Origin of the sequence: Pseudomonas sp. T8, assembly GCF_024610635.1 — a bacterium.
Lineage (GTDB): Bacteria > Pseudomonadota > Gammaproteobacteria > Pseudomonadales > Pseudomonadaceae > Aquipseudomonas > Aquipseudomonas chlororaphis_I.
In genome coordinates this window covers 3,669,350-3,693,458 of sequence record NZ_CP102374.1, presented here as the reverse complement: position 1 = coordinate 3,693,458, position 24,109 = coordinate 3,669,350, and the positions used below count along the sequence as shown (strand labels likewise).

Genomic DNA, 24,109 nt, shown 5'->3' with positions numbered 1-24,109 from the left:
AAGGACAGGCGAAAAGGCCACCGCGATTCAGTTGAATGGCGGTGGCCTTTTTTACGACCGTTCCGGTCGATCGCAGCCTGTGGCAGCGGCTACAAATTACTGGCTCGGCCGGGCCTTGAGCTGTTCCGCCGCGGCCTTGGCCAGGTCCGGCGGCAGGAAGTCGCGGTCCGGGTTGTAGTCGGCTTTCAGGTAGCGTGACAGGTCCTGCAGGTCGCCCGGGTTGAGGGTGCCGGCGGCTTGCTTGAGGCGCAGGTTGTCGAGGATGTAGTCGTAGCGGCTGTTGTTGTAGTTGCGCACCGAGGTGTACAGCTGGCGCTGGGCGTCGAGCACGTCGACGATATTGCGCGTACCGACCTGATAACCGATTTCCGTGGCTTCCACCGCGCTCTGGTTGGAGATGATCGACTGGCGCCGGGCCTGGACCTGCTCGACATCGGTGTTCACCGCGCGGTGCAGGTTGCGGGTGTTCTCCACCACCTGGCGGCGCAGGGCCTCACGGCGCTGTTCGCTCTGGTTCAGGCGCGAGTAGGACTCGCGGACCTGGGAGCTGGTCAGGCCGCCGCTGTAGATCGGAATGCTCAGTTGCAGGCCGATGCTGCGTTGTTCCACGTCACTGCCGTAACGCTGGCCCAGTGGGGCCGGGTTGCTGAAACCGAGGGCGTCGTTGTCGCCTTTCTTGTACTGCGCCACCGCGTCGAGGGTCGGGGCGTGGCCGGCCTTGCGCTGCTTGAGGGTTTCCTCGGCGGCGCTGACCGCGTAGTTGCTGGCCAGCAGGTTGAGGTTCTGCTTGGCCGCGGTATCGACCCAGGCCTTGGCGTCATTCGGGGTCGGCGCCAGCACCGGTAGGCTGTGGACGATGCCCTGGATCGAGTTGTACTGACGGTTGGTCAGGGTGATCAGGGCTTCGAACGCGTCATCCACCTGGCGCTGGGCGAGGATCCGGTTGGCCCGCGCGGTGTCGTAGCTGGCCTGGGATTGCAGGACGTCGGTCTTGTCCGACAGGCCGACGTCGAAACGCTCGTTGGACTGGTCCAACTGACGCTTGAAGGCGGCTTCCTCGGCCTTGGTCGAGGCCAGGTTGTCCTGGGCGCGCAGCACCGAGAAATAACTCTCAGCGCTTTGCAGGATCAGGTTCTGTTCGGTGGCCGAGAGCTCCAGCGCGGCTTGCTCGTTGACGTCCTTGGCCGCTTGCAGCTGGAACCAGCGGTCGGCGCGGAAAATCGGCTGGGCCAGGGTCGCCTGGTACACGGTGCCGCTGCGGGTGGCGGTCATCGAGGGTTCGTCGAACTTGGTCCGGGTGTTGTTCAGGTCGGCACCGGCCGAGAGGTTGGGCAGCAAACCGGCGCGAGCCTGCGGTACCACTTCCTTGCGTGCGTCGTAATCGGCGCGGGCGGCGGCGAGGTCGGCGTTGTTGTCCACTGCTTCCTGGTAGACGCTGACCAGATCGGTTTTCGTGGTCAAGGGCGCTTCTGCTGCCCAGGCCATTCCATTGGACGCACAAGACACGGCGATGGCCAGTGAGAGTTTGCGCAGCATTCGGCGATCCCTAGAGTTGATATTACGAGGATAATTCTGGCGCCAAGGCTAAGTCTCGGCCTGTGCAGCGTCAAGGTTCGACGCAACCCAGCGAGTGTAGATGCGCCTGCGAAGGGCAACAATCCTGCATTTACGCCATTCATCACGCTGTTTGCCGTGGTGTTGGCGTTCTGTGCCGGCTTTGTCTAGACTGGCCGGGTTCTTGTCGGGGTGCCTTGCTATGAGGCTGAGATCGGATAATCCGGATCCCGTTGAACCTGATCAGGTTAGCGCCTGCGTAGGGAACAAGATTTCTCGTCACCCGGCGAGTCCTCTTGTGCTTCGTCCGGGATGTTGTTCGACAATCGAACACCCCTCGAGCACCAAGCACTGCACCAGCTGGTTTTCGCCCCTGGCTCCAGCTATGGCTGCGTCCGTTCGTTACAGGTTCGCTCCGACAAAAATCCACTGCCTGGATGCTGTCTGGAGAGCCTGTGATGACTACAAAATTAAAAAACGCTACGCACCTGAGTGAATCGGCCAAGGTCGATGAGCAGTCGGTTCAGCCCTTTACCCGCTCGCAAAAAATCTATGTCCAGGGTTCGCGCCCGGACATCCGCGTGCCGATGCGCGAAATCAGCCTCGACGTGACCCCCACCGACTTCGGCGGCGAGATCAACGCGCCCGTCACCGTCTATGACACCTCCGGCCCCTACACCGACCCCAACGTGGTGATCGACGTGCGCAAAGGCCTGGGCGATGTGCGCTCGGCCTGGATCGACGACCGTGGCGACACCGAGCGCCTGTCCGGCCTGAGCTCCAACTTCGGCCAGCAGCGCCTCGCCGACCCCGAGCTGACCAAGCTGCGCTTCGCCCACGTCAACAACCCGCGCCGGGCCAAGGCCGGGGCCAACGTCAGCCAGATGCACTATGCGCGCAAGGGCATCATCACCGCCGAGATGGAATACGTCGCCATCCGCGAAAACATGAAGCTGCAAGAGGCTCGCGCCGCGGGTCTGCTCGATCAGCAGCACGCCGGCCACAGCTTCGGCGCCAGCATCCCGAAAGAAATCACCCCCGAGTTCGTCCGTGAGGAAATCGCCCGCGGTCGCGCGATCATTCCGGCCAACATCAACCACGTCGAACTGGAACCGATGATCATCGGCCGCAACTTCCTGGTGAAGATCAACGGCAACATCGGCAACAGCGCCCTGGGTTCGTCCATCGAAGAAGAAGTGGCGAAGCTGACCTGGGGCATCCGCTGGGGTTCGGACACCGTCATGGACCTGTCCACGGGTAAGCACATCCACGAAACCCGCGAGTGGATCATCCGCAACTCGCCGGTGCCGATCGGTACCGTGCCGATCTACCAGGCGCTGGAGAAGGTCAACGGCGTGGCCGAAGACCTGACCTGGGAGCTGTTCCGCGACACCCTGATCGAGCAGGCGGAGCAGGGCGTCGACTACTTCACCATCCACGCCGGTGTGCTGCTGCGTTATGTGCCGCTGACCGCCAAGCGCGTGACCGGCATCGTCTCCCGCGGCGGTTCGATCATGGCCAAATGGTGTCTGGCGCATCACAAGGAAAACTTCCTCTACACCCACTTCGACGAAATTTGCGAAATCATGAAGGCCTACGACGTCAGCTTCTCGCTGGGCGACGGCCTGCGTCCGGGCTCGATCGCCGACGCCAACGACGAAGCGCAGTTCGGCGAACTGGAGACCCTCGGCGAGCTGACCAAGATCGCCTGGAAGCATGACGTGCAGTGCATGATCGAAGGCCCGGGCCACGTGCCGATGCAGCTGATCAAGGAGAACATGGACAAGCAGCTGGAATGCTGCGACGAGGCGCCGTTCTACACCCTCGGCCCGCTGACCACCGACATCGCGCCGGGCTACGACCACATCACCTCCGGTATCGGTGCGGCGATGATCGGCTGGTTCGGCTGCGCCATGCTCTGCTACGTGACGCCGAAGGAGCACCTGGGCCTGCCGAACAAGGATGACGTGAAGACCGGGATCATCACCTACAAGATCGCCGCGCATGCCGCCGACCTTGCCAAGGGTCACCCGGGCGCGCAGATCCGTGACAACGCACTGTCCAAGGCGCGCTTCGAGTTCCGCTGGGAAGACCAGTTCAACCTCGGCCTCGACCCGGACACCGCACGCGCCTACCACGACGAGACCCTGCCCAAGGATTCGGCCAAGGTCGCGCACTTCTGCTCCATGTGCGGGCCGAAGTTCTGCTCGATGAAGATCACCCAGGAGGTCCGCGAGTACGCGGCCAACCAGCGTATCGAGGCGGTGGACGTGGAGGTCGCCAAGGGCCTGGCGGAGCAGGCCGAGCGCTTCAAGCAGGAAGGTAGCCAGTTGTACAAGAAGGTTTAAGCGACAAGTTGCAAGCTTCAAGCTGTAAGTTAAAGGCACAGCGGTCCTGCTTTTTCTTGCAGCTTGAGGCTTGCAGCTAGCGCCCCTTTCCCTCCCCCCGAGATAACCGTCTTGAACACTTATTCACCAGACACTGCGGTCCCCGCCGACAGGCGTGTATTCGGCGCGCGCGATCTGTTTTCCCTGTGGTTTTCCCTCGGCATCGGCCTGATGGTGTTGCAGACCGGCGCGCTGCTCGCGCCTGGCCTGGGCCTGTCCGGTGCCTTGCTGGCGATCTTTCTCGGCACGACGGTCGGCGTCTTGCTGCTCGCGGCGGTCGGGGTGATCGGCAGCGATACCGGCCTGTCGTCCATGGCGGCGCTCAAGCTCAGCCTCGGTACCCGCGGCGCGAGCCTGCCGGCGTTGCTCAACCTGTTGCAACTGGTGGGCTGGGGCTCGTTCGAGATCATCGTCATGCGCGATGCCGCCAGCCTGTTGGGTACTCGTGCGTTCAGCGAAGGCAGCCTGCTGGCCAGCCCTTTGCTCTGGACTCTGTTTTTCGGCGCGCTGGCGACCGTGCTCGCGGTCAGCGGGCCGCTGACTTTCGTGCGCAAGGTCCTGCGCAAATGGGGCATCTGGCTGCTGTTGGCGGCCTGCCTGTGGCTGACCTGGAACCTGTTCGCCAAGGCCGACCTTGCCGCGCTCTGGGCCCAGGCCGGCGACGGCTCCATGCCGCTCGGCGTGGGTTTCGATATCGCGATCGCCATGCCGTTGTCGTGGTTGCCGCTGATCGCCGACTACTCAAGGTTCGGCAAGCGTGCGCGCAATGTGTTTGGCGGTACGGCGCTGGGGTTCTTTATCGGCAATCTGTGGCTGATGAGCCTGGGCGTGGCCTACACCTTGGCCTTTGCGCCGAGTGGCGAGGTCAATGCGCTGCTGCTGGCTTTGGCCGGTGCGGGCCTGGGGATTCCGCTGTTGCTGATCCTGCTGGACGAGTCGGAAAACGCCTTTGCCGATATCCATTCGGCCGCGGTCTCCAGCGGCATTCTGCTGCGCCTGAAAGTCGAGCACCTGGCCCTGGCCATTGGTGTGCTCTGCACCCTGATCGCCTGCCTGGCGCCGTTGGCCCAGTATCAGAACTTCCTGCTGCTGATTGGCTCGGTGTTCGCGCCGCTGTTCGGCGTGGTGCTGGTGGATCACTTCATCCTGCGCAAGCGCAGTGCCCAGGTGCTGTCCGTGGGCTTGCGCTGGCCGGCGTTGCTGGCCTGGCTGGGTGGGGTCAGCACTTATCACCTGCTGGCCAACTTCTACCCGGATGTTGGCGCAACCCTGCCGTCACTGGTGCTGGCAGGGCTGCTGCAAGGGCTGCTGGGGCGGGCCTTCAGCTACGGCCAGGAAACAGCTCGGGCTTGAGAATGCCGTTCAGGCGGTTGTAAGGGATCTTCAGTTCGATGTGGCCCAGCGCGTAAGGCGCGATCACCGACACGTTGTACTTGAGGATCACGCCGCCGTAGGTCAGCGCCACGTTCGGGGTTTTCTGGAACGGCCAGGTCTTGATGAACTCCGGCTCCTGGTCCAGCTTGGTGCTGATCAGCCAGCTGTTGTGGGCCACCTGGGCGGCTTTCCAGAACGCGGCTTCCTGGCCCGGGCGCAGCATGTCGGACAGGGTCAGTTCCTTGTGCAGCTCGCGCGAGTAGTTGATGAAACCACGGCCAGGCGTGCCGTGGGCGCCGCCAGTGTCCAGGTAGCTGGCCAGTTCGATGATCACCAGGCCGTCATGCTGTTCGCGTACCTTGGCTTGCAGATACATGCTGTTGCGGCTGTCGGCCTCGCGCAGGAACTTCTCCCGATAGGCGCTCAGCGTCGCTGGCACGGCCTGGTCGGCAGTGGTGCGGGTCATCTGCAGCAGGCGCTTTTCAATCAGCGCATCCAGCTGCGGCTCGTCGGCGAAGTGCACGGTGTCGATGTTCACCAGCGGGCAATCCTGATTGCTGCAGCCGGGCTTGATCTGTTCCGACTTGTCGCTGGTGCTTTGCAGGGGCTTTTGATAGCTGGGTTGAAACAGGCTTTGGCAGGCGCCCAGGGTCAGGGCCAGGCAAGCCACGGAGGCGATTTTAAGAAGCGACATGTGCGTCCTTGATAAACCAGAGGTAGGCAAAAGTTACCGGCTTCGACTGCCTGCGGGGCAATCAGTTCGCCACTAAGCTCAATAGAGGCAATTAGATTAGGTTTGCCCCCTTGCCGTCTATCCCGCTGATGGCAAAGGGGCTGCATCATCGGTCACCGGCGCGTTAGGATGGCGCGATGTCGAGGGGGAGCCTCGGATCTGGCCGCAGGAAACGAGGATTGCTATGACGGACTTTGCCAACACCACGCCGACCACTGTCGATATCGTTCGGCGCGAGAAATGCTTCCAGGGGTTTTATCAGCTCGATCGTGTGCACCTGCGCCATGAGCTGTTTGCCGGTGGCATGGGGCGCGAGATCAGTCGTGAAATCTTTGTGCGTCACGATGCTGTCTGCGTCCTGCCGTACGATCCGCAACGCGATGAAGTGGTCTTGGTCGAGCAGTTTCGCGTCGGCGCCATGGGGAAAACCGCGACCCCCTGGTTGATCGAACTGGTCGCCGGTCTGATCGACAAGGACGAGCAGCCGGAAGAAGTTGCTCACCGCGAAGCGCAGGAGGAAGCTGGACTGACATTCTCCGCGCTGTGGCCGATGACCCAGTATTTCCCGTCGCCGGGGGGCAGTACCGAGTTCGTGCATCTGTACCTGGGGCGTTGCGACAGCAGCGGTGCCGGTGGCCTGCACGGGCTGGTGGAAGAGGCGGAGGATATTCGCGTGTCGGTCTGGGCTTTCGAAGACGCACTGCAGGCGGTAAGGGATGGGCGGATTTCCAACGCGGCGAGCATTATTGCCTTGCAATGGCTGGCTTTGAACCGCGTTGAAGTGAGGGGGTTATGGTCGTAAACAAAGTGCGCGATCGCTACCGGGTCGATCTCGTGGGGCTGCAAGCGTCCTGCGAGGCCAACTATGCCCGGCTGATGCGCCTGTTGCCCGACATGCGCAACCAGCCGGTGGCGCGGCGGATCGCGGTGACCCAGGGCGACCAGATGCTCGGCGTGCTGGCGCTGGAGGTGCTGCTGGCCTGTCCTTACACCACCACCTTGCAGGTTCGCCAGGAACACAGCCTGCCCTGGCTGCCGGTGCCGCAGCTGGAAGTGCAGGTCTACCACGACGCGCGCATGGCCGAGGTCATCAGTGCCGAGCACGCCCGGCGCTTTCGTGGCATCTATCCGTATCCGAACGCCTTCATGCACCAGCCGGACGAGAAGGCCCAGCTCAATGTGTTTCTCGGCGAATGGCTGAGCCACTGCCTGGCTTGCGGTCATGAGTTCGAGGCCGTGCGGTAGATGTGAACTGCGTCCGGTTCGCCGGTTTCCTCTTTTGAATTTCCCCCAGCATAATTGCCCCCATTCCTCACTTCCCGTGACACGCCCTGGGAGGCCGCCTTGCCGAGCGTATCCACTCTGACCACCGACGATCCCGTGTTGCTGGTGCAGTTGTCCGACAGCCATCTGTTCGCCGAAGCGGACGGCACGCTGCTGGGCATGAATACCCGCGACAGCCTGCAGCGGGTGATCGAACTGGTGCTGGAGCAGCAACCGCGGATCGACCTGATGCTGGCCACGGGCGACCTGTCCCAGGACGGTACGCTGGAGTCCTATCAGCTGTTTCGTGACATGACCCGGCAGATTCCGGCGCCGGCGCGCTGGATTCCCGGCAACCACGACGAGCCGCAACTCATGGCGCAGGCGGCGACCCAGAGTTCGTTGCTGGCGCCGGTGGTGGACATCGGCAACTGGCGGATCACCCTGCTCGACTCGGCCGTACCGGGTTCGGTACCGGGTTACCTGCAGGACGAGCAGCTGCAGTTGCTCGCCAGCGCCCTGAGCGAAGCCCCCGAGCGTCATCACCTGGTGTGCCTGCACCATCACCCGGTCTCCATCGGTTGTGCCTGGATGGAGCCCATCGGGCTGCGCAATCCGCACGCGCTGTTCGCCGTGCTGGAGCGTTTTCCGCAGGCGCGCGCGGTGCTCTGGGGCCATGTGCATCAGGAAATCGACCGTCAGCAGGGATCGCTACGCCTGCTGGCATCGCCCTCGACCTGCATTCAGTTCGAGCCGGGCAGCGAGGATTTCAAGGTCGGCGAAACCGCGCCGGGCTATCGCTGGCTGCGCCTGCTGCCCGATGGGCGCCTGGAAACCGGTGTCGAGCGGGTCACCGGCTTCGATTTTCAGGTTGATTATGGTAGCGACGGCTACTGATTCCGCCCCGGAGCCGCCGTCCGAGGCAGCAGGACAAAGGGATACACCTGAACACAAGTCAAGCGGCGATACACCCTGTAAACTGCGCCTTTTTGCACGATGCAAAGGGAGTGCGCATGTCCGGTTCGATCCTGTATATCCACGGCTTCAACAGCGCGCCGGCGTCGAAGAAAGCCAGCCAGCTGATCGCTGTCATGGAGGCGATCGGCCGCGGCGAACAGCTGCGCGTGCCAGCCCTGCATCATCATCCGCGCGAGGCCATTGGCCAGTTGGAGCAGGCGATTGCCGAACTCGGACGGCCGCTGCTGGTCGGCAGCTCTCTCGGCGGCTACTATGCGACTCACCTTGCCGAGCGCCACGGCCTGAAAGCCCTGCTGATCAACCCCGCGGTCAGTCCGCACCGGATGTTCGACGGCTTTCTGGGCACGCAGACCAACCTCTATACCGGGGAAACCTGGGAACTGACCCACGACCACGTGACGGCCCTGGCCGAGCTGGAAGTGCCGGCGCCCCAGGACCCGCAGCGGTTCCAGGTCTGGCTGCAGACAGGTGACGAGACGCTGGACTATCGCAGCGCCCAGCTGTATTACCGAGCCTGTGCCTTGCGCATCCAGGCCGGCGGCGACCATAGTTTCCAGGGTTTTGCCGGACAATTGCCGGCGTTGTTGAATTTTGCCGGCATCGGCCCGGATCAGTACCAGGCGATCGATTTCACCTCGCTGTGAAACCTCGCTTCTATTTCATTGAACGACTAACGACGAGACCCCATGGCCACTCCCAGCGCTAGCTCTTATAACGCAGACGCCATCGAAGTCCTCTCGGGCCTCGACCCGGTGCGCAAACGCCCGGGCATGTACACCGATACCACCCGGCCGAACCACCTCGCCCAGGAAGTCATCGACAACAGCGTCGACGAAGCCCTGGCGGGGCACGCGAAGTCGATCCAGGTCATCCTGCATGCCGACCACTCCCTGGAAGTGTCCGATGACGGACGCGGCATGCCGGTGGACATTCACCCGGAAGAGGGTGTGTCCGGCGTCGAGCTGATCCTCACCAAGCTCCATGCGGGCGGCAAGTTTTCCAACAAGAACTACCAGTTCTCCGGCGGTCTGCACGGGGTGGGTATTTCCGTGGTCAACGCCCTGTCGACCCAGGTGCGGGTGCGGGTCAAGCGTGACGGTAACGAATACCAGATGACCTTCGCCGACGGCTTCAAGGCCACCGAGCTGGAAGTGGTCGGCAGCGTCGGCAAGCGCAATACCGGGACCAGCGTGTACTTCGCTCCGGATCCGAAATACTTCGATTCGCCGAAGTTCTCCGTCAGCCGCCTCAAGCATGTGCTCAAGGCTAAGGCCGTGTTGTGCCCAGGGCTGCTGGTCAGCTTCGAAGACAAAGGCACCGGCGAGAAGGTCGAGTGGCATTACGAAGACGGCCTGCGCTCCTACCTCGTGGATGCAGTCAGCGAATTCGAGCGCCTGCCGACCGAGCCCTTCTGCGGCAGCCTGGCGGGTAACAAGGAAGCGGTGGACTGGGCCCTGCTGTGGTTGCCGGAAGGCGGCGACAGTGTGCAGGAAAGCTATGTCAACCTGATCCCGACCGCCCAGGGCGGTACCCACGTCAACGGTTTGCGCCAGGGCCTGCTGGACGCCATGCGCGAGTTCTGCGAATTCCGCAACCTGCTGCCGCGCGGCCTGAAGCTGGCGCCGGAAGATGTCTGGGAACGCATCGCCTTCGTGCTGTCGATGAAGATGCAGGACGCGCAGTTCTCCGGCCAGACCAAGGAGCGCCTGTCATCCCGCGAGGCGGCCGCCTTCGTTTCGGGTGTGGTCAAGGACGCATTCAGCCTGTGGCTCAATGCCAACCCTGAGCTGGGCATGCAACTGGCGGAGCTGGCCATCAGCAACGCCGGCCGTCGCCTCAAGGCCAGCAAGAAGGTCGAGCGCAAGCGCATCACCCAGGGCCCGGCGCTGCCTGGCAAGCTGGCGGACTGCGCCGGCCAGGACCCGATGCGTTCCGAGCTGTTCCTGGTGGAAGGTGATTCCGCCGGTGGTTCGGCCAAGCAGGCGCGGGACAAGGAGTTCCAGGCGATCCTGCCGCTGCGCGGCAAGATCCTCAACACCTGGGAAGTCGACGGCAGCGAAGTCCTGGCCAGCCAGGAAGTGCACAACATCGCCGTGGCCATCGGGGTCGACCCGGGCGCCGAGGACATGAGCCAGCTGCGCTACGGCAAGATCTGCATCCTCGCTGACGCCGACTCCGACGGCTTGCACATCGCGACACTGCTCTGCGCGCTATTCGTCCAGCACTTCCGTCCGCTGGTGGATGCCGGTCACGTCTACGTGGCGATGCCGCCGCTGTACCGCATCGACCTGGGCAAGGAAATCTACTACGCCCTCGACGAAGCCGAGCGCGATGGCATCCTCGATCGCCTGGTGGCCGAGAAGAAGCGTGGCAAGCCGCAAGTCACCCGATTCAAGGGCCTGGGTGAAATGAACCCGCCGCAACTGCGCGAAACCACCATGGACCCGAACACCCGGCGCCTGGTGCAGTTGACCCTCGGTGATGACTTCGCCGCGACTTCGGAAATGATGGACATGCTGCTGGCGAAGAAACGCGCCGGCGATCGCAAGAGCTGGCTGGAGTCCAAGGGCAACCTGGCCGAGGTTCTGGCCTGATGCGCAGAGGCTTTGCCCTGGCGTTACTGCTATTGGCAACCTCGGCGATGGCCGACCCCTTGCCCGAGTTGAGGCTGCTGGCCGAGCATCCGGTGGACGGCATGCGCGGCGGCAACCTGTCGGGGCTGGCGTTGTGCGGCAAGGAGCTGTGGACGGTATCCGACCGCGACGACGACCAGATCTATCGGCTCGATACCAGCGACCGCGTCTGGCAGGCCGAGACCGTGCGCATCGACGTACCGCCGGTGCCGGACAGCGGTTTGCCCTGGGGCTTGAGTTCGCGCACCTGGGTCGCTTCGTTCGTGCGCGGCGGCGACCTGGATTTCGAGGGCATCACCTGCGACAGCGCCGGCAACAAGTATGTGGTCAGCGAATCCCACGCGGCGGTGTTGCAACTGGCGCCGACGGGGTCGGCCGCCTGGCTGAAGATTTCGCCGATCATGGTGCGCGAGGCGCGGGCCAGCGGTATGTTGCTGCACTTCAATGCCTTGTTCGAAGGCCTGGCGGTCAACCCGGCCGGCGACAAGATCTGGCTGGCCGCCGAGCGCGAGCGCCGCGGGCTGCTGTTGATCAAGCGCCAGCAGAGTGTCTGGGATTGCGATGGCGGCTGTGTGCTGCTCAGCGAGGCCGGGCTGGAAATGCAGCCGCCGCAGATGCCCAAGGCCAAGGCGGTGTCCCGGGATTTCGCCGACCTGTCGCTGTTCGAGGGCAAGTTGTTCACCCTCGAGCGCAATGCGTTTCAGGTCTGTCGTCGCGATGCGTCGACGGCCAAGGTCGAGCGTTGTTGGTCGTTTGCCGCCGAGGCGTTGCAGGAAAACCGGCGTTATCCACAGGACTATGGCCTGACCGAGGCGCTGGTGGTGGATGCCGATGGCGCCTGGATCGGTGTGGATAACAACACCGGTGCCCGTGCCGACGGTGAAAAACGCCCGATCATCTGGCGCTTCGCCGCGCCCGAGGGCGGTTGGAGTGCCAAGCCGTGAGCCAGCAGCCACCGGGCAAACGTGCCGGGCGCGTGCTGCTGGTGCTGGCCTGGGGCGCCGGGCTGTTCCTGGCGACACGGTTTTTTGGCGAGTGGGAACAGCGTCAGGAGAACCCCAATGCTGTCGTCACTTCGCAACAACATGAGGGTTACATCGAAGTGAAGCTGGTCGGCAACGGCCAGGGGCATTTCGTCGCCAGCGGCCAGATCAACGGCCAGCCGGTGAGTTTCATGCTCGATACCGGAGCGACCGATGTGTCGATCCCGTCCGGGCTGGCCGAGCGTCTTGGCCTGGAGAAGGGCGCACCGGTGATCCTGAGTACCGCCAACGGTCGTAGCGAGGGTTATCGAACCCGCCTCGACCGCCTGCAACTGGGCGATATCGTCCTGCGGGATGTCCGCGCGCTGGTCGCGCCGGGCCTGGGCGGCGATCAGGTGTTGCTGGGCATGAGCGCTTTGAAAAAACTTGAATTTACCCAGCGCGGCGGCACCTTGCTGCTGCGCCAGACAACGAACTGATGAGGCCCGCATGAGCGACTCCCTGGATCTCAGCCTGGATGGCGTAGAACGCCGATCGCTGGCTGACTTCACCGAAAATGCCTACCTCAACTACTCCATGTACGTGATCATGGACCGTGCTTTGCCGCATATCGGCGACGGCCTGAAACCGGTACAGCGGCGTATCGTCTACGCCATGAGTGAGCTGGGGCTGGATGCCGATTCCAAGCACAAGAAGTCCGCCCGTACGGTCGGTGACGTGCTGGGTAAGTTCCACCCCCACGGCGACTCGGCCTGCTACGAAGCCATGGTGCTGATGGCGCAGCCTTTCAGCTACCGCTACACGTTGGTGGACGGCCAGGGTAACTGGGGTGCGCCGGACGATCCCAAATCCTTCGCCGCCATGCGTTACACCGAGGCGCGCCTGTCGCGTTACTCCGAAGTCCTGCTCAGCGAGCTGGGCCAGGGCACCGCGGACTGGGGCCCGAACTTCGACGGTACCCTGCAGGAACCCCTGGTATTGCCGGCGCGTTTGCCGAATATCCTGCTCAATGGCACCACCGGCATCGCCGTGGGCATGGCCACTGACGTGCCGCCGCACAACCTGCGCGAAGTCGCCACGGCCTGCGTGCGCCTGCTGGACGAGCCCAAGGCCACGGTCGAACAGCTCTGCGAGCATATTCAGGGCCCGGACTACCCGACCGAAGCGGAAATCATCACGCCACGCGCGGACCTGCTGAAAATCTACGAAACCGGTCGCGGTTCGGTGCGCATGCGTGCCGTCTATCGCATCGAGGATGGCGACATCATCGTCACCGCGCTGCCGCACCAGGTGTCCGGCGCCAAGGTGCTGGAACAGATCGCCGCGCAGATGCAGGCCAAGAAGCTGCCGATGGTCGCTGACCTGCGTGACGAGTCGGACCATGAGCACCCGTGCCGGATCGTGATCATTCCGCGCTCCAACCGGGTCGATCCCGACGAGCTGATGCAGCACCTGTTTGCGACCACCGAGCTGGAATCCAGCTACCGGGTCAACGTCAACATCATCGGCCTGGACGGCAAGCCGCAGTTGAAGAACCTGCGCGCCCTGCTGGTGGAATGGCTGGAGTTTCGCGTACTGACGGTGCGCCGCCGCCTGCAGTTCCGCCTGGACAAGGTCGAGCGCCGCCTGCACCTGTTGGACGGCTTGCTGATCGCCTACCTCAACCTGGATGAAGTGATCCACATCATTCGTACCGAGGATCAGCCGCGGGCCAAGCTGATCGAGCGTTTCGCCCTGAGCGAAGTGCAGGCTGATTACATCCTCGATACCCGCCTGCGTCAGTTGGCGCGTCTGGAAGAGATGAAGCTGCGCGCCGAGCAGGATGAACTGCTCAAGGAGCAGGCCAAGCTGCAAGCCTTGCTCAACAGTGAAGCCAAGCTGAAGAAGCTGGTGCGCACCGAATTGCTGCAGGACGCTGAAACCTACGGCGACGATCGTCGTTCGCCGATTGTTGAGCGTGCCGAGGCCAAGGCCTTGTCGGAAAACGAGCTGATGCCGACCGAGCCGGTCACCATCGTTCTGTCGGAAAAAGGTTGGGTACGTTGCGCCAAAGGGCATGATATCGACGCCGCGGGCCTGTCCTACAAGGCCGGTGACGGCTTCAAGACCTCGGCCATCGGGCGCTCCAACCAGTTTGCGGTGTTTATCGACTCCACCGGGCGCAGTTATTCGGTGGCGGCACATACGCTGCCATCGGCCCGTGGCCAGGGTGAGCCGCTGACCGGACGCCTGACGCCGCCGCCTGGCGCCAGTTTCGAATGCGTGCTGCTGCCGGACGACGAGGCGCTGTACGTGATCGCATCCGACGCGGGTTATGGCTTCGTGGTCAAGGGCGAGGATCTGCAAGCCAAGAACAAGGCCGGCAAGGCGCTGTTGAGCCTGCCGAACAACGCCAAGGTGCTGTTGCCTCGGCCGGTGAGCGATCGGGAACAGAACTGGCTGGCTTCGGTGACCACCGAAGGGCGTTTGCTGGTGTTCAAGATCAGCGACTTGCCGCAGCTGGGCAAAGGCAAGGGCAACAAGATCATCGGGATTCCGGGTGAGCGGGTGGCCAGCCGCGAGGAGTACGTGACCGATATCGCGGTGCTGCCGGAAGGCGCGACACTGGTGCTGCAGGCCGGAAAACGTACCCTGTCGCTCAAGGCCGATGACCTCGAGCACTACAAGGGCGAACGCGGTCGCCGGGGTAACAAACTGCCACGAGGCTTCCAGCGAGTGGATGCGTTGTTGGTAGAAACTCTCAATTGATGCGGCTTAGAGCGTCCGATCTGCGATTTAACCGGTAGAACGGCGCTACAACACTGGAGTCATGGCGCATATTCACGGATGATATGCGCTTTCAAGCGCCGGCGTGGCTGAGCGTTATTCAGGGTTATTTTGAGTATTTACACTGTGGCTAGCCTTGTGGCCGCCACCTGGATGGGATGATGACTGCTCTGCGCCTTCCTCTTGTTTTCTTGCTCGCTGGCGTTCTTGGCCTGGCGGGTTGCAGCGTACACCAGCCGGTGTCGCTGTATCAGCTGGACAGCGGAAGTCCGGCTCAGCCGGCACAAAGTGCCGGCATGGCTGTATTGCTGGGGCCGGTACTGGTTGCCGACTACCTGCAACGTGAAACCTTGCTGCAACGCCAGAACGACGGAAGCCTGCAGGCTTCGACTGACGGTCGCTGGGCGGGCAGCCTGTCTTCCGATATCGATCAGTTGCTGTTGCGCCAGGTCGCCGGCCAGCTGGATAGCCAGCGCGTCGTACTGGCGCCGGCGAGTACCGGTTTCACTCCGGATGTGCAGGTATTGTTGTCGATCACTCGTCTGGATTCGGGCGCGTCGCAACCGGCGGTTCTCGATGCGCAATGGCGCCTGATCGATCGCCGTGGGCAGGTGCGCGACAACCGTATCGTTCATCTGCAGGAGCAACATGCCGGTACCACCGCGTCCCAGGTCCAGGCCCAGGGTGTACTGCTGCAACGCTTAGCCGAGCAACTGTCGGGTGCCCTCAAGCCGCTGGCCAACCAGCCGACGGTAGCCGAGGTGCCACGCAAGGCGGCGCCTGCGCCGGCGGCAAAACCGGCCGAGCAGGAGAAGCAGCCGAAGATTCCGATGGCCACTCCAATCCGCACGGATATGGAAGTGTTCCGCTTCTGAGTGTTGCGGTTACAGGACAAAGCCCGCTGATCAGCGGGCTTTGTCGTTTCTGGAGAGTTGTCCGGTGGCTCGGGCGCTCTGCGGTGTTCTGCAGATTGCTATCGCGGCCAAGCCTCGCTCCTACCGAAGCAGATAGGTGCGAGGCTTGCCCGCGATGGCGTCAGCCCGATCAACACCCAACAAAAAGCCCGCATCGCTGCGGGCTTTTTTGTTGAGCGGCTGGCTTACAGCTTGGCCCGGCTCTCGTGCATCCGCGCCAGTTGTCGCTCCAGCATCGATGGGTAGGGCTCCATCAGGCGCTCGACGCAGCAGGCGCCTTCCGGGCTGGCGATCGGACGAATGCGTGCACGCTGACGAATCAGGGCGTCATCGTTGATCTTGCGCTCGACCAGCAGCAGGTTGCGGCTGTGCTGGGACAGCGCCAGGGCATCCTGGGCGGTCTCGGTCAGCAGCAGGTCGATCTGGCTCAGGCCGAACAGCTCGTCGCCCAGGGTCAGGCCCAGTTGCAGTTGCAGGGTGATACCGCTGTCGGCCACTTCGATTTGCAGGGCGTGGCCCAGGGCGCGCAGCAGTTCGCCGCAGCAGATGGCGTTGGTCAGGTAGTCGTCGCCGCTGTCTTCGCTGTGGAACAGCATCAGCGTGCTGCCGTCGTTCAGGGTGTGCAGTTCGCTCTGGTACAGCGAGGCAGCCTGGTCGAGGCAGTCGCGATAACGTTCCAGCAATTCCGTCAGGCGGGCGCGGGGCAGGCGGCGCAGTTGCTCCTGGGCGCCCAGTTGCACGGCCAGTACCGCGCTGTGCTGCGGTTGTGCCGGTACCATGGGTTTCACGATCGGTTTGGCAGCGGTCGCGGTGGACGAGCTGTCGCGAAGATCGGCGAACGGGTCTTCATCGTCGGCCAGATCCTCTTCGGCATTGACCACGTGCCGCGGTGCGGGCTTGAGGCCGGCCACCGGAGCGCTTTTGTCGAAGCTCGGGTCACGCAGGTTGCGCACCTCGAAGGTCGGTTCCGCGTCTTCGCTGTCGTCGTAGTCGGTATCGTCGATCTCGGCTTCCGGTTCGGGCTCCGGCTCGACCTTCTCCGGCGCGAAGCTGGCATGCAGCTGGCGCGCCAGGTCGCCGATCTCGTCCTGGCGCTGGGTGGCCGGGGTATGCGCGTCGATATCCCGCAGCCAGACCCGCAGTTGCATCAGCGGCGTGGAGATGTGCCGCCCCAGGCGCAAGCTCAAGGCCAGGGCCAAAGCCAGCAGGATGGCGCTGAGAATGCCCATGCTCTGCAGGCTGATGGTCATCGGCTGCTGGAATTGTTCCATGTCCAGGCTGATGCGCAGGTTGCCCGCGGTCACGTCCTGGAAGGTGATCTTGGTTTGGTAGACGCCTTCGGTTTCACCCAGCAGGCTGCTTTTCGGGCGCTGACCGGCTTCGGCGAGGATGCGGTTGTCCACGCTGTAGATCGCCGCGTGGGCCACCAGCGGGTTCTTGGTCAGGTTGTTCAGCAGCACGTTGAGGCTGAGGATGTCGTTGGACACCAACAGTTCGGTGGCCGAGGTCGCGGTCTGGGTGGTCAGGCTCTGACCCAGGGCGTCGGCTTGTTCGTGCATGGCCTGCTTGAATTGCAGCCCCATCACGCAGGCATAGATCACCAGGGCCAGGGCGACCAGGATCACGTTATGGCTGGCAATGCGCAATGCAATCGGTACACGGCGATGACGCAGTGCACGGAAGATCAGCAGGAAGAAGTTATCGGTTTTAACTGGCGTGGGCCGGTTCACTGAGCTCGGCTCTTTTGTCCGTGAAGTTGAGGCGCAGTATAGCGACAGGCCCTAGACCGGCAAAGCGCTGGCTGTGCCCGATGGTCACTGAAAGTGGGTAGAATGCGGTTTTTTTCCACCTGCGGGGGTGCGCCTTGCGCGAAATCGTCCTGATAAACATCACTGGTGAGGACCGTCCGGGCCTCACTGCGGCCATTACCGGCGTTCTGGCCCAGGGTGGTGTGAACATTCTCGACATCGGTCAGGCGGTGATTCACGACACTCTGTCGTTCGGCATCCTGGTTGAAATTCCGGACAACGAGCAGAGCTCGTCGGTGCTCAAGGACATTCTGTTCACCGCCTATGAGCTGGACCAGCAGGTCCGTTTCACGCCGGTTTCCGAAGAGGATTACCAGCAGTGGGTCGGCGGCCAGGGCAAGAAGCGCCATATCGTTACCTTGCTGACCCGCAAGGTCACCGCCGAGCAGTTGCAGCGCGTCAGTTCGATCACCGCCAAGTACGGCTTGAATATCGACCATATCGATCGCCTCTCCGGGCGCATGCCGCTGGACACCCCGGCCGACAAGGGCAAGGGTTGCATCGAGTTCTCCGTGCGTGGCGAAGCAGCCGATCCGCAAGCGTTGCGCGCCGAGTTCCTGAGCGTCGCACAGGAACTGAACGTCGATATCGCCTTCCAGGAAGACTCGTTGTTCCGTCGTAACCGCCGCCTGGCGGTGTTCGACATGGACTCGACGCTGATCGAGGCGGAAGTCATCGACGAGCTGGCCAAGGCGGCCGGCGTGGGTGACCGGGTGGCGGAAATCACCGAGCGGGCCATGGCCGGCGAACTGGATTTCCGGGCCAGCTTCAAGGAGCGCCTGGCCTTGCTCCAGGGCCTGGACATCAAGGTGCTGGACTCCATCGGCGCGTCGCTGCGCCTGACCGAAGGCGCCGAGACCCTGTTCGCCGAACTCAAGCGCCTGGGCTACAAGACCGCGATTCTCTCGGGTGGCTTCACTTACTTCGCCAAGCAATTGCAGGCCAAGCTGGGGATCGACTACGTGTTCGCCAACGAACTGGAAGTGATCGACGGCAAGGTGACCGGTGTCGCGGTCGAGCCGATTGTCGATGCCCAGCGCAAGGCCGATCTGCTGCGTGAGCTGGCCGCCAAGGAAGGGTTGCGCCTGGAGCAGACCATCGCGGTCGGCGACGGCGCCAACGATCTGCCGATGCTGGCGATCGCCGGCCTGGGCGTGGCCTTCCGCGCCAAGCCGCTGGTCAAGCAGTCGGCCAAGCAGGCGATCTCCACCCTGGGCCTGGATGGCGTGCTTTATCTGCTGGGCTTTCGCGATCGCGACGGCCAGCTCTGAGCCGAATCCAAGGCAAAAAAAACGCCGCGATCTGCGGCGTTTTTTTATGTCCAGCTTTTTATGCCCAAAGCTCAGGCCTTGGGTAGGCCCATGCCTTGGCCCACCTGTACTGGCGAGCCGGCCGCCAGTTCTTCGGCCCACTGCACTTGCTCCGGCCCGAACAGCACGATCGCGGTGGAGCCCAGCTTGAAGCGGCCCAATTCGGCGCCTTTTTCCAGGTGGATCGGTGCGCGGGCGGCTTCGTCGTAGCGTACGGTCTTCAGTTCGCGCTTCGGCGGAGTCACCAGGCCGGCCCAGACGGTTTCGATCGAGGCTACGATCATCGCGCCCACCAATACCACGGCCATCGGGCCGCGCTCGGTATCGAAAATGCACACCACGCGCTCGTTGCGGGCGAACAGCTCTGGCACGTTTTCCGCGGTGGTCTGGTTGACCGAGAAGATCCGCCCTGGCACGTAGACCATTTCCCGCAGGGTGCCGGCCAGCGGCATGTGCACGCGATGGTAGTCCTTCGGCGACAGGTAGATGGTGGCGAAGTCGCCGCCCATGAACGGAGCCGCCAGGGCCGAATCGCCACCCAGCAGTTCCAGCACGCTGAAGCTGTGGCCCTTGGCCTGGAACACCCGGCCGTGTTCGATCGGGCCGAGCTGGCTGACCGCGCCGTCGGCCGGGCTGAGGATCGCGCCCGGAGTCTGGTCCAGCGGGCGGGCGCCGTCTTTCAGGGCGCGGGTGAAGAAGGCGTTGAAGTGCTCATAGGCGCTCAGGTCTTCCACCAGCGCTTGCGACATGTCCACCTGATAACGCTTGGCGAACCAGGCGGTGAAGGCATTCTTGAACCAGCGCACGCGGCACTCGGCAATGCAGCCGGCCAGGCGCGACAGCAGGTGGTGAGGCAGCAGGTACTGGCTGAGGATAAACAAACGCTTTTTCATTAACTGTCCTTAAACCTTAAATCTCTACGGGCGTGTCAGGGTGGTTGCCCCATTCGCCCCAGGAACCGGCATAGCCTTTGACCCGCGGATAACCGAGCGCCTTGGCCACCAGGTAGGTGAAGCCAGAGCGGTGGTGAGTCTGGCAGTGGGTAATCACTTCTTTGTCTTTGCTGATGCCGAGCTGTTCGAGGAGCTGCGGCATGTCGCTGCGGATCCGCAGGTTGCGCGCCTGGTCCATGCCCGCCGTCCACTCGAAGTTGATCGCGCCGGGAATGTGCCCACCCTTGGCGGCGAGGACTTTCTCCCCCGAGTACTCCAGCGGGCCGCGAGCATCCCAGATCGCCAGGTCGGCCGCGCCAAGCCGGCTTTGCAGGTATTCGCGGGTGGCGGTCGGCTCGTCGTGCAGGGTCAGGGCGACAGGGCCGCCAACGGCTGCCGGGACTTCGCTCGAGACCGGCAGGCCGTCCGCCAGCCAGGCCAATAGCCCGCCGTCCAGGTAGTGGTAACGGGAGTGGCCGATGACATCCAGCAACCAGATGAAGCGCCCGGCCCAGCCGCCGCCTTCGTCGTCGTAGACCACGTAGACAGCATCCGGGTTATGCCCCAGTTCGCCGAACAGGGCTTCCAGGGCCGCCTGTGGTGGCATCAGCCCGGGCGCCGGTGCCTGACCGAGCTGGGTACGTTTAGGGTCGACGAAGCGCGCGCCGGGGATGTGGCCCGCGGCATAGCGGGCGGCGCTGGTCAGGTCCACCAGGATCAGTTCGCGGGCGTCCAGGCGAGGGAGCAGGTCGCTCGGCTCGATCACCAGCGGCAAGCCAGAGAAGTCAGGCATGTGAGGTCTCCAGGGCACAAAGGGGAGGATTGTAGCGCAAGCGTCAGCGGCTGCGGTTGGTAAAGCTGTGCAGGGCCTTTTCGATGCATTGGGCGGTCTTGCCGAACGCCTGTACGGAGATTTCCGAGAAGGGCTGGCCGCCCTGGTCGGCGACGATCAGCATGATCACCCGGCCATTGCTGGGCACCGAGCGCATCAGCAGATGCTCGCCACGAAACAGCGTGCGCAGGCTGGCGGGCAGGCGGGCGGAGAACTGGGCGTTGTTGGTCGGCGTCAGGCGTACTTGCGCCGGGGCGTCCAGCAGCCGCTGCAGTACGCTGCTCTGGCTGATCGTCAGCATCAGGCTCGAGGCTGGCGCAGGCAGCCCGGCGATCTGATGCACCCGCAACTGGGTCCGCGTGCGGTCGACCATCAGCAGCATCACCCGGCGCATGCCACATGCCACCAGGGCGTCGCGGGCAAAGGTGGTCAGGTGCATGGCATTGCTGAAACGGCTGGGTTCCACCAGCAATTCGCTGCACTGCTTGCGCCACTTGGCCAGGTCTTCGGCGGTTGGTGCGGGCACTGGAAGCTCGCCGCGATGCACGCGCCGGGCCTCCCAAGGCCAGAGCAGCGCCTCGGCCGGATGCCACAGGTCGGGCATGCGGTGATGCCGGGCACTCTGCGCGGCTTGCTGGTGCAGCTGTTGTTGCAGCTCGTCCATCGGCATCTGCAGATACAGGCTGGTCAGGTATTGCCAGCGCATGCAGTGCGGGCCGGTCCAGGACTCTTGCGCCGAGAGGGCCAGGGCGTTGGCCAGCAACACACTGTTGGCCGGTTGGTTCAGCCAGCGCTGCAGGGCCGGATCGGCATCCAGGCATTGTTGCTGGTGCAGCGGGTGGGCGTTGTCCCGGGCGATATGCAGGGCCTTGACCAATTGCTCCTGCTCGTCGATCAACAGGCGGTAGCCTTGCTGTACCCAGATCGGCAAGTGCCAGATCTCCACCAGGGCCTGGCCCAGCTGAAGCAGGCCGACACCGAACAGTTGCTGCTCGACCTCCTGGGCCGGTTCGGCCTTGTGGACGACCCGCAGCTCCCACTCTTCGAGCAGTTTTGGATAGGTCAGCGCCAAGGGCCACAGTGGCGAGAGAAACAGCAGGCTGCCCCAGTGAATGTCCTGCCAGAGCCTGGCCAGGCGACTGGCAAAAAAGCCGTTGGCCTGTTGGGTCGCGTGCTGGCTGATCAGTTGCAACTGGCGCAGTCCGACCGGGATCTCCTGTTCGGGCTGGGCAGGCAGGCGGGCGAGCAATTCTTCGGTACGCGCGAGGCCCAGGCGGTTGAGGGCAACCTCGAGGTTCTCGGCCGGCTCGCCCATGCTGCCGTGGGTGTGGCGATTGGCTTCGCGAATCACGCTCAAGGCCAGCGCGGGGCTGTCCTGCATCAGGTCGGCAATGTCGCGCAACGAGCTGCGATTGTCCCTGATGGCTTTGCAGACCCGGTCGTGGCTGGCTTGCGGCACCGGCAAACGGACCGCGTCAAGCAGCTTTATCCAGGATTCGAGGGAGTGGGGGGCGGTAGTTGGGACTGTCGTTTCATTAGACATGGCTGGGCGCAATCATCGTCTGCTGTAAACACGCCCAGAGCGGGCCAAACTGGCTTTTCGCCTTAACGGCCTATAGTCTGGCGCAGTTTTGCCGATAAGTAGAAGAAGAGTTTTAAGAACTTCCGAATATGACCTTGAACCCGACTCAGTAAGTACCTTCCTACCTATGGCTAAAATTATCGGCATCATCGTCGTGTTCGCGAGCGTGCTCGGCGGATACGTGCTTTCTCACGGCAAGATTGCCGCCCTGATCCAGCCTTTCGAGGTGCTGATTATCGGTGGCGCCGCGCTGGGGGCGTTCCTGCAGGCGAACCCCGGCTACATGACCATGCACGTGCTCAAGAAGTCCTTGGGGATGTTTGGTTCGCGCTTTTCCCAGACCTTCTACCTGGAAGTGCTGGGGCTGATCTACGAGATCCTCAACAAGAGCCGCCGCGAAGGCATGATGGCGATCGAGGGCGATATCGAAGATGCCGCCGCCAGCCCGATTTTCGCCAAGTACCCATCCGTGCTCAAAGACGAGCGCATGACCGCGTTCATCTGTGACTACCTGCGCATCATGTCCTCCGGCAACATGGCTCCCCACGAGCTGGAAGGCCTGTTCGACATGGAGCTGTTCAGCCTCAAGGAAGACCTCGAGCATCCGTCCCATGCGGTCAACGGCATCGCCGACGGCATGCCGGGTTTCGGTATCGTCGCGGCAGTACTGGGTATCGTGGTGACCATGGCGTCCCTGGGTGATGGCGACCAGAAGTCCATCGGCCTGCACGTAGGTGCGGCGCTGGTCGGTACCTTCTTCGGTATTCTCGCGGCCTACGGTTTCTTCGGCCCGCTGGCCCATTCCCTGGCGCACGACGCCAAGGAAGAGCTGAACGTCTACGAAGCCATCAAGGCCTCCCTGGTGGCCTCGGCTTCCGGCATGCCGCCATCGCTGGCCGTGGAGTTCGGGCGCAAGGTGCTGTACCCGGCGCACCGTCCGAGCTTCGCCGAGCTGGAACAAGCGGTTCGCGGTCGCTAAGCCATGGAAAACAATCAGCCGATTATCATCAAGCGCGTCAAGCGCTTTGCCGGCGGACATCACGGCGGGGCGTGGAAGATCGCCTTCGCCGACTTCGCCACGGCGATGATGGCGTTCTTCCTGGTGCTGTGGCTGTTGTCCACCGCCACCCCGGAACAGAAGATCGCCATCGCCGGTTACTTCAAGGACCCGATCGGCTTCTCGGAAAGCGGCACGCCCTACATCATCGACCTGGGCGGTTCTCCCGAGCTGGCGCCGGAAAACACGCTCAACCCCGAGATCAAGTCGCAGCCGCAGCCGGACAAGGTTACGGTCGATACCGATCAGGTCGAGAGCATGGCCGAGCAGGTGGAAAGAGAGCGTCTGGAGCTGTTGCTGCAGGAGTTGCAGAACAAGGTCGAAGAAAACCCGCAATTGCAGAAGTTCAAGGACCAGATCCTGTTCGAGATCACTCCAGACGGCCTGCGTATCCAGATCATCGATTCTGAAAACCGGCCGATGTTCGACTCCGGCAGTGCACGCCTGAAGCCGTACTTCGAGGACATCCTGCTGGCCATGGCCGACACCATCAAGGCGGTGCCGAACAAGATCAGCATCAGCGGTCACACCGATGCCAAGCCTTACGCGGGCACCGGAGATTTCGGTAACTGGGAGCTTTCGGCCAACCGTGCCAACGCCGCGCGTCGGGCGCTGGTGGCGGGCAGCTATCCGGACGGTCAGGTGGCTCGCGTGGTGGGTTATGCCTCGTCGTCGCTGTTCGATCGCAAGAACCCGTTCAACCCGATCAACCGGCGTATCGACATCGTGGTGCTGACCAAGAAGGCCCAGCGCGCGATCGAAGGTGAAGTCGCTCCCGAGGCTCCGGCACCGACCCAGGGCCAGGGCGCCCCGGGCGAAGTACCGGTCGACCCGAACGCCTTGCCGCCGGAGCAGGAGCCGCTCCCGGCCCATGAACTGCGCGAGCGCCTGAATATCTTCGACGACGCTGCACCGAAGACTGAAGGCGCGGCGGCACCTGCCCCCGCACCGGCTGCTACGCCTCCCGCCGCTCGGTGATGGGTAATAGCAGGCTCTGTTAATG

General features: G+C 63.3%; 20 protein-coding genes and 1 riboswitch. Of the genes, 14 read left to right on the top strand and 6 right to left on the bottom strand.

Annotated elements, in window-relative coordinates; translation table 11 throughout:
• Positions 1-96 precede the first annotated feature (96 nt).
• Positions 97-1,536 (bottom strand): TolC family outer membrane protein, encoded by a 1,440-nt coding sequence (locus NRG23_RS16585; RefSeq protein WP_038630449.1) that lies wholly within the window; start codon positions 1,534-1,536, stop codon positions 97-99.
• Between the two features lie 196 nt (positions 1,537-1,732).
• A riboswitch (TPP riboswitch) is annotated at positions 1,733-1,837 on the top strand.
• A 175-nt stretch (positions 1,838-2,012) separates the two neighbouring features.
• Here NRG23_RS16585 and thiC point away from each other — a divergent pair.
• Positions 2,013-3,902, top strand: a complete 1,890-nt coding sequence (thiC, locus tag NRG23_RS16580) for a phosphomethylpyrimidine synthase ThiC (RefSeq protein WP_009046670.1) — start codon at positions 2,013-2,015, stop codon at positions 3,900-3,902.
• A 102-nt stretch (positions 3,903-4,004) separates the two neighbouring features.
• A complete protein-coding gene (gene cytX / locus NRG23_RS16575; protein ID WP_257375077.1) occupies positions 4,005-5,294 on the top strand; it encodes a putative hydroxymethylpyrimidine transporter CytX in 1,290 nt (429 codons plus the stop codon).
• On the opposite strand, the gene NRG23_RS16570 is transcribed toward cytX, so the two are convergent.
• Positions 5,263-6,009: an RsiV family protein gene (locus NRG23_RS16570; protein ID WP_101281713.1), complete on the bottom strand. Its 747-nt coding sequence runs from the start codon at positions 6,007-6,009 to the stop codon at positions 5,263-5,265. The genes cytX and NRG23_RS16570 overlap by 32 nt on opposite strands.
• 223 nt (positions 6,010-6,232) lie before the next feature.
• On the opposite strand from NRG23_RS16570, the gene NRG23_RS16565 reads away from it, so the two are divergent.
• From NRG23_RS16565 to NRG23_RS16525, 9 genes are all read left to right on the top strand, one after another.
• Positions 6,233-6,850 carry an NUDIX domain-containing protein gene (locus NRG23_RS16565; protein WP_009046673.1) on the top strand — a complete coding sequence of 206 codons (618 nt, stop codon included), beginning with the start codon at positions 6,233-6,235 and terminating at the stop codon, positions 6,848-6,850.
• Entirely contained in the window at positions 6,841-7,293 is a 453-nt protein-coding gene (locus NRG23_RS16560; RefSeq protein WP_007921426.1) for a DUF1249 domain-containing protein, read from the top strand. Before NRG23_RS16565 ends, NRG23_RS16560 begins: the two co-directional genes overlap by 10 nt.
• 99 nt (positions 7,294-7,392) lie before the next feature.
• Positions 7,393-8,208, top strand: a complete 816-nt coding sequence (gene cpdA, locus NRG23_RS16555; RefSeq protein ID WP_257371431.1) for a 3',5'-cyclic-AMP phosphodiesterase — start codon at positions 7,393-7,395, stop codon at positions 8,206-8,208.
• A gap of 116 nt (positions 8,209-8,324) precedes the next feature.
• Positions 8,325-8,933, top strand: a complete 609-nt coding sequence (locus tag NRG23_RS16550; protein WP_007921424.1) for a YqiA/YcfP family alpha/beta fold hydrolase — start codon at positions 8,325-8,327, stop codon at positions 8,931-8,933.
• 42 nt (positions 8,934-8,975) lie between these two features.
• Positions 8,976-10,883, top strand: a complete 1,908-nt coding sequence (parE, locus tag NRG23_RS16545) for a DNA topoisomerase IV subunit B (protein ID WP_009046676.1) — start codon at positions 8,976-8,978, stop codon at positions 10,881-10,883.
• Positions 10,883-11,866, top strand: coding sequence for an esterase-like activity of phytase family protein (locus tag NRG23_RS16540; protein ID WP_009046677.1), 984 nt, complete (start codon positions 10,883-10,885; stop codon positions 11,864-11,866). Before parE ends, NRG23_RS16540 begins: the two co-directional genes overlap by 1 nt.
• Positions 11,863-12,384 carry a TIGR02281 family clan AA aspartic protease gene (locus NRG23_RS16535; protein WP_124310246.1) on the top strand — a complete coding sequence of 174 codons (522 nt, stop codon included), beginning with the start codon at positions 11,863-11,865 and terminating at the stop codon, positions 12,382-12,384. The genes NRG23_RS16540 and NRG23_RS16535 overlap by 4 nt, the downstream gene beginning before the upstream one ends.
• A 10-nt stretch (positions 12,385-12,394) precedes the next feature.
• Positions 12,395-14,653 (top strand): DNA topoisomerase IV subunit A, encoded by a 2,259-nt coding sequence (gene parC / locus NRG23_RS16530; protein ID WP_257371430.1) that lies wholly within the window; start codon positions 12,395-12,397, stop codon positions 14,651-14,653.
• A gap of 179 nt (positions 14,654-14,832) precedes the next feature.
• On the top strand, positions 14,833-15,546 hold the full coding sequence (locus tag NRG23_RS16525) for a membrane integrity-associated transporter subunit PqiC (RefSeq protein WP_007921414.1): 714 nt from the start codon (positions 14,833-14,835) through the stop codon (positions 15,544-15,546).
• A gap of 224 nt (positions 15,547-15,770) precedes the next feature.
• On the opposite strand, the gene NRG23_RS16520 is transcribed toward NRG23_RS16525, so the two are convergent.
• Positions 15,771-17,315, bottom strand: coding sequence for an AhpA/YtjB family protein (locus tag NRG23_RS16520; protein WP_257371429.1), 1,545 nt, complete (start codon positions 17,313-17,315; stop codon positions 15,771-15,773).
• A gap of 134 nt (positions 17,316-17,449) precedes the next feature.
• Between NRG23_RS16520 and serB the strand changes: the two genes are divergently transcribed.
• Positions 17,450-18,664: a phosphoserine phosphatase SerB gene (serB, locus tag NRG23_RS16515; RefSeq protein WP_009046680.1), complete on the top strand. Its 1,215-nt coding sequence runs from the start codon at positions 17,450-17,452 to the stop codon at positions 18,662-18,664.
• Positions 18,665-18,735: 71 nt separating this feature from the next.
• Here the strand turns inward: serB and asd are convergent, their stop codons facing one another.
• The 3 genes from asd to NRG23_RS16500 are packed head-to-tail and all read right to left on the bottom strand — an operon-like array spanning position 18,736 to position 22,010.
• The gene (asd, locus tag NRG23_RS16510; protein ID WP_257371428.1) at positions 18,736-19,596 is read right to left on the bottom strand and encodes an archaetidylserine decarboxylase; all 861 of its coding nucleotides are present in this window, start codon (positions 19,594-19,596) and stop codon (positions 18,736-18,738) included.
• A 16-nt stretch (positions 19,597-19,612) separates the two neighbouring features.
• Positions 19,613-20,428 (bottom strand): thiosulfate sulfurtransferase, encoded by an 816-nt coding sequence (gene rhdA, locus NRG23_RS16505; RefSeq protein ID WP_257371427.1) that lies wholly within the window; start codon positions 20,426-20,428, stop codon positions 19,613-19,615.
• 43 nt (positions 20,429-20,471) lie between these two features.
• The gene (locus NRG23_RS16500; protein ID WP_009046683.1) at positions 20,472-22,010 is read right to left on the bottom strand and encodes an HDOD domain-containing protein; all 1,539 of its coding nucleotides are present in this window, start codon (positions 22,008-22,010) and stop codon (positions 20,472-20,474) included.
• 166 nt (positions 22,011-22,176) lie between these two features.
• Here NRG23_RS16500 and motA point away from each other — a divergent pair, with 166 nt between their 5' ends.
• Positions 22,177-23,028: a flagellar motor stator protein MotA gene (gene motA / locus NRG23_RS16495; RefSeq protein WP_007921402.1), complete on the top strand. Its 852-nt coding sequence runs from the start codon at positions 22,177-22,179 to the stop codon at positions 23,026-23,028.
• 3 nt (positions 23,029-23,031) lie between these two features.
• Positions 23,032-24,084, top strand: coding sequence for a flagellar motor protein MotB (motB, locus tag NRG23_RS16490; RefSeq protein ID WP_103330885.1), 1,053 nt, complete (start codon positions 23,032-23,034; stop codon positions 24,082-24,084).
• Positions 24,085-24,109 lie beyond the last annotated feature (25 nt).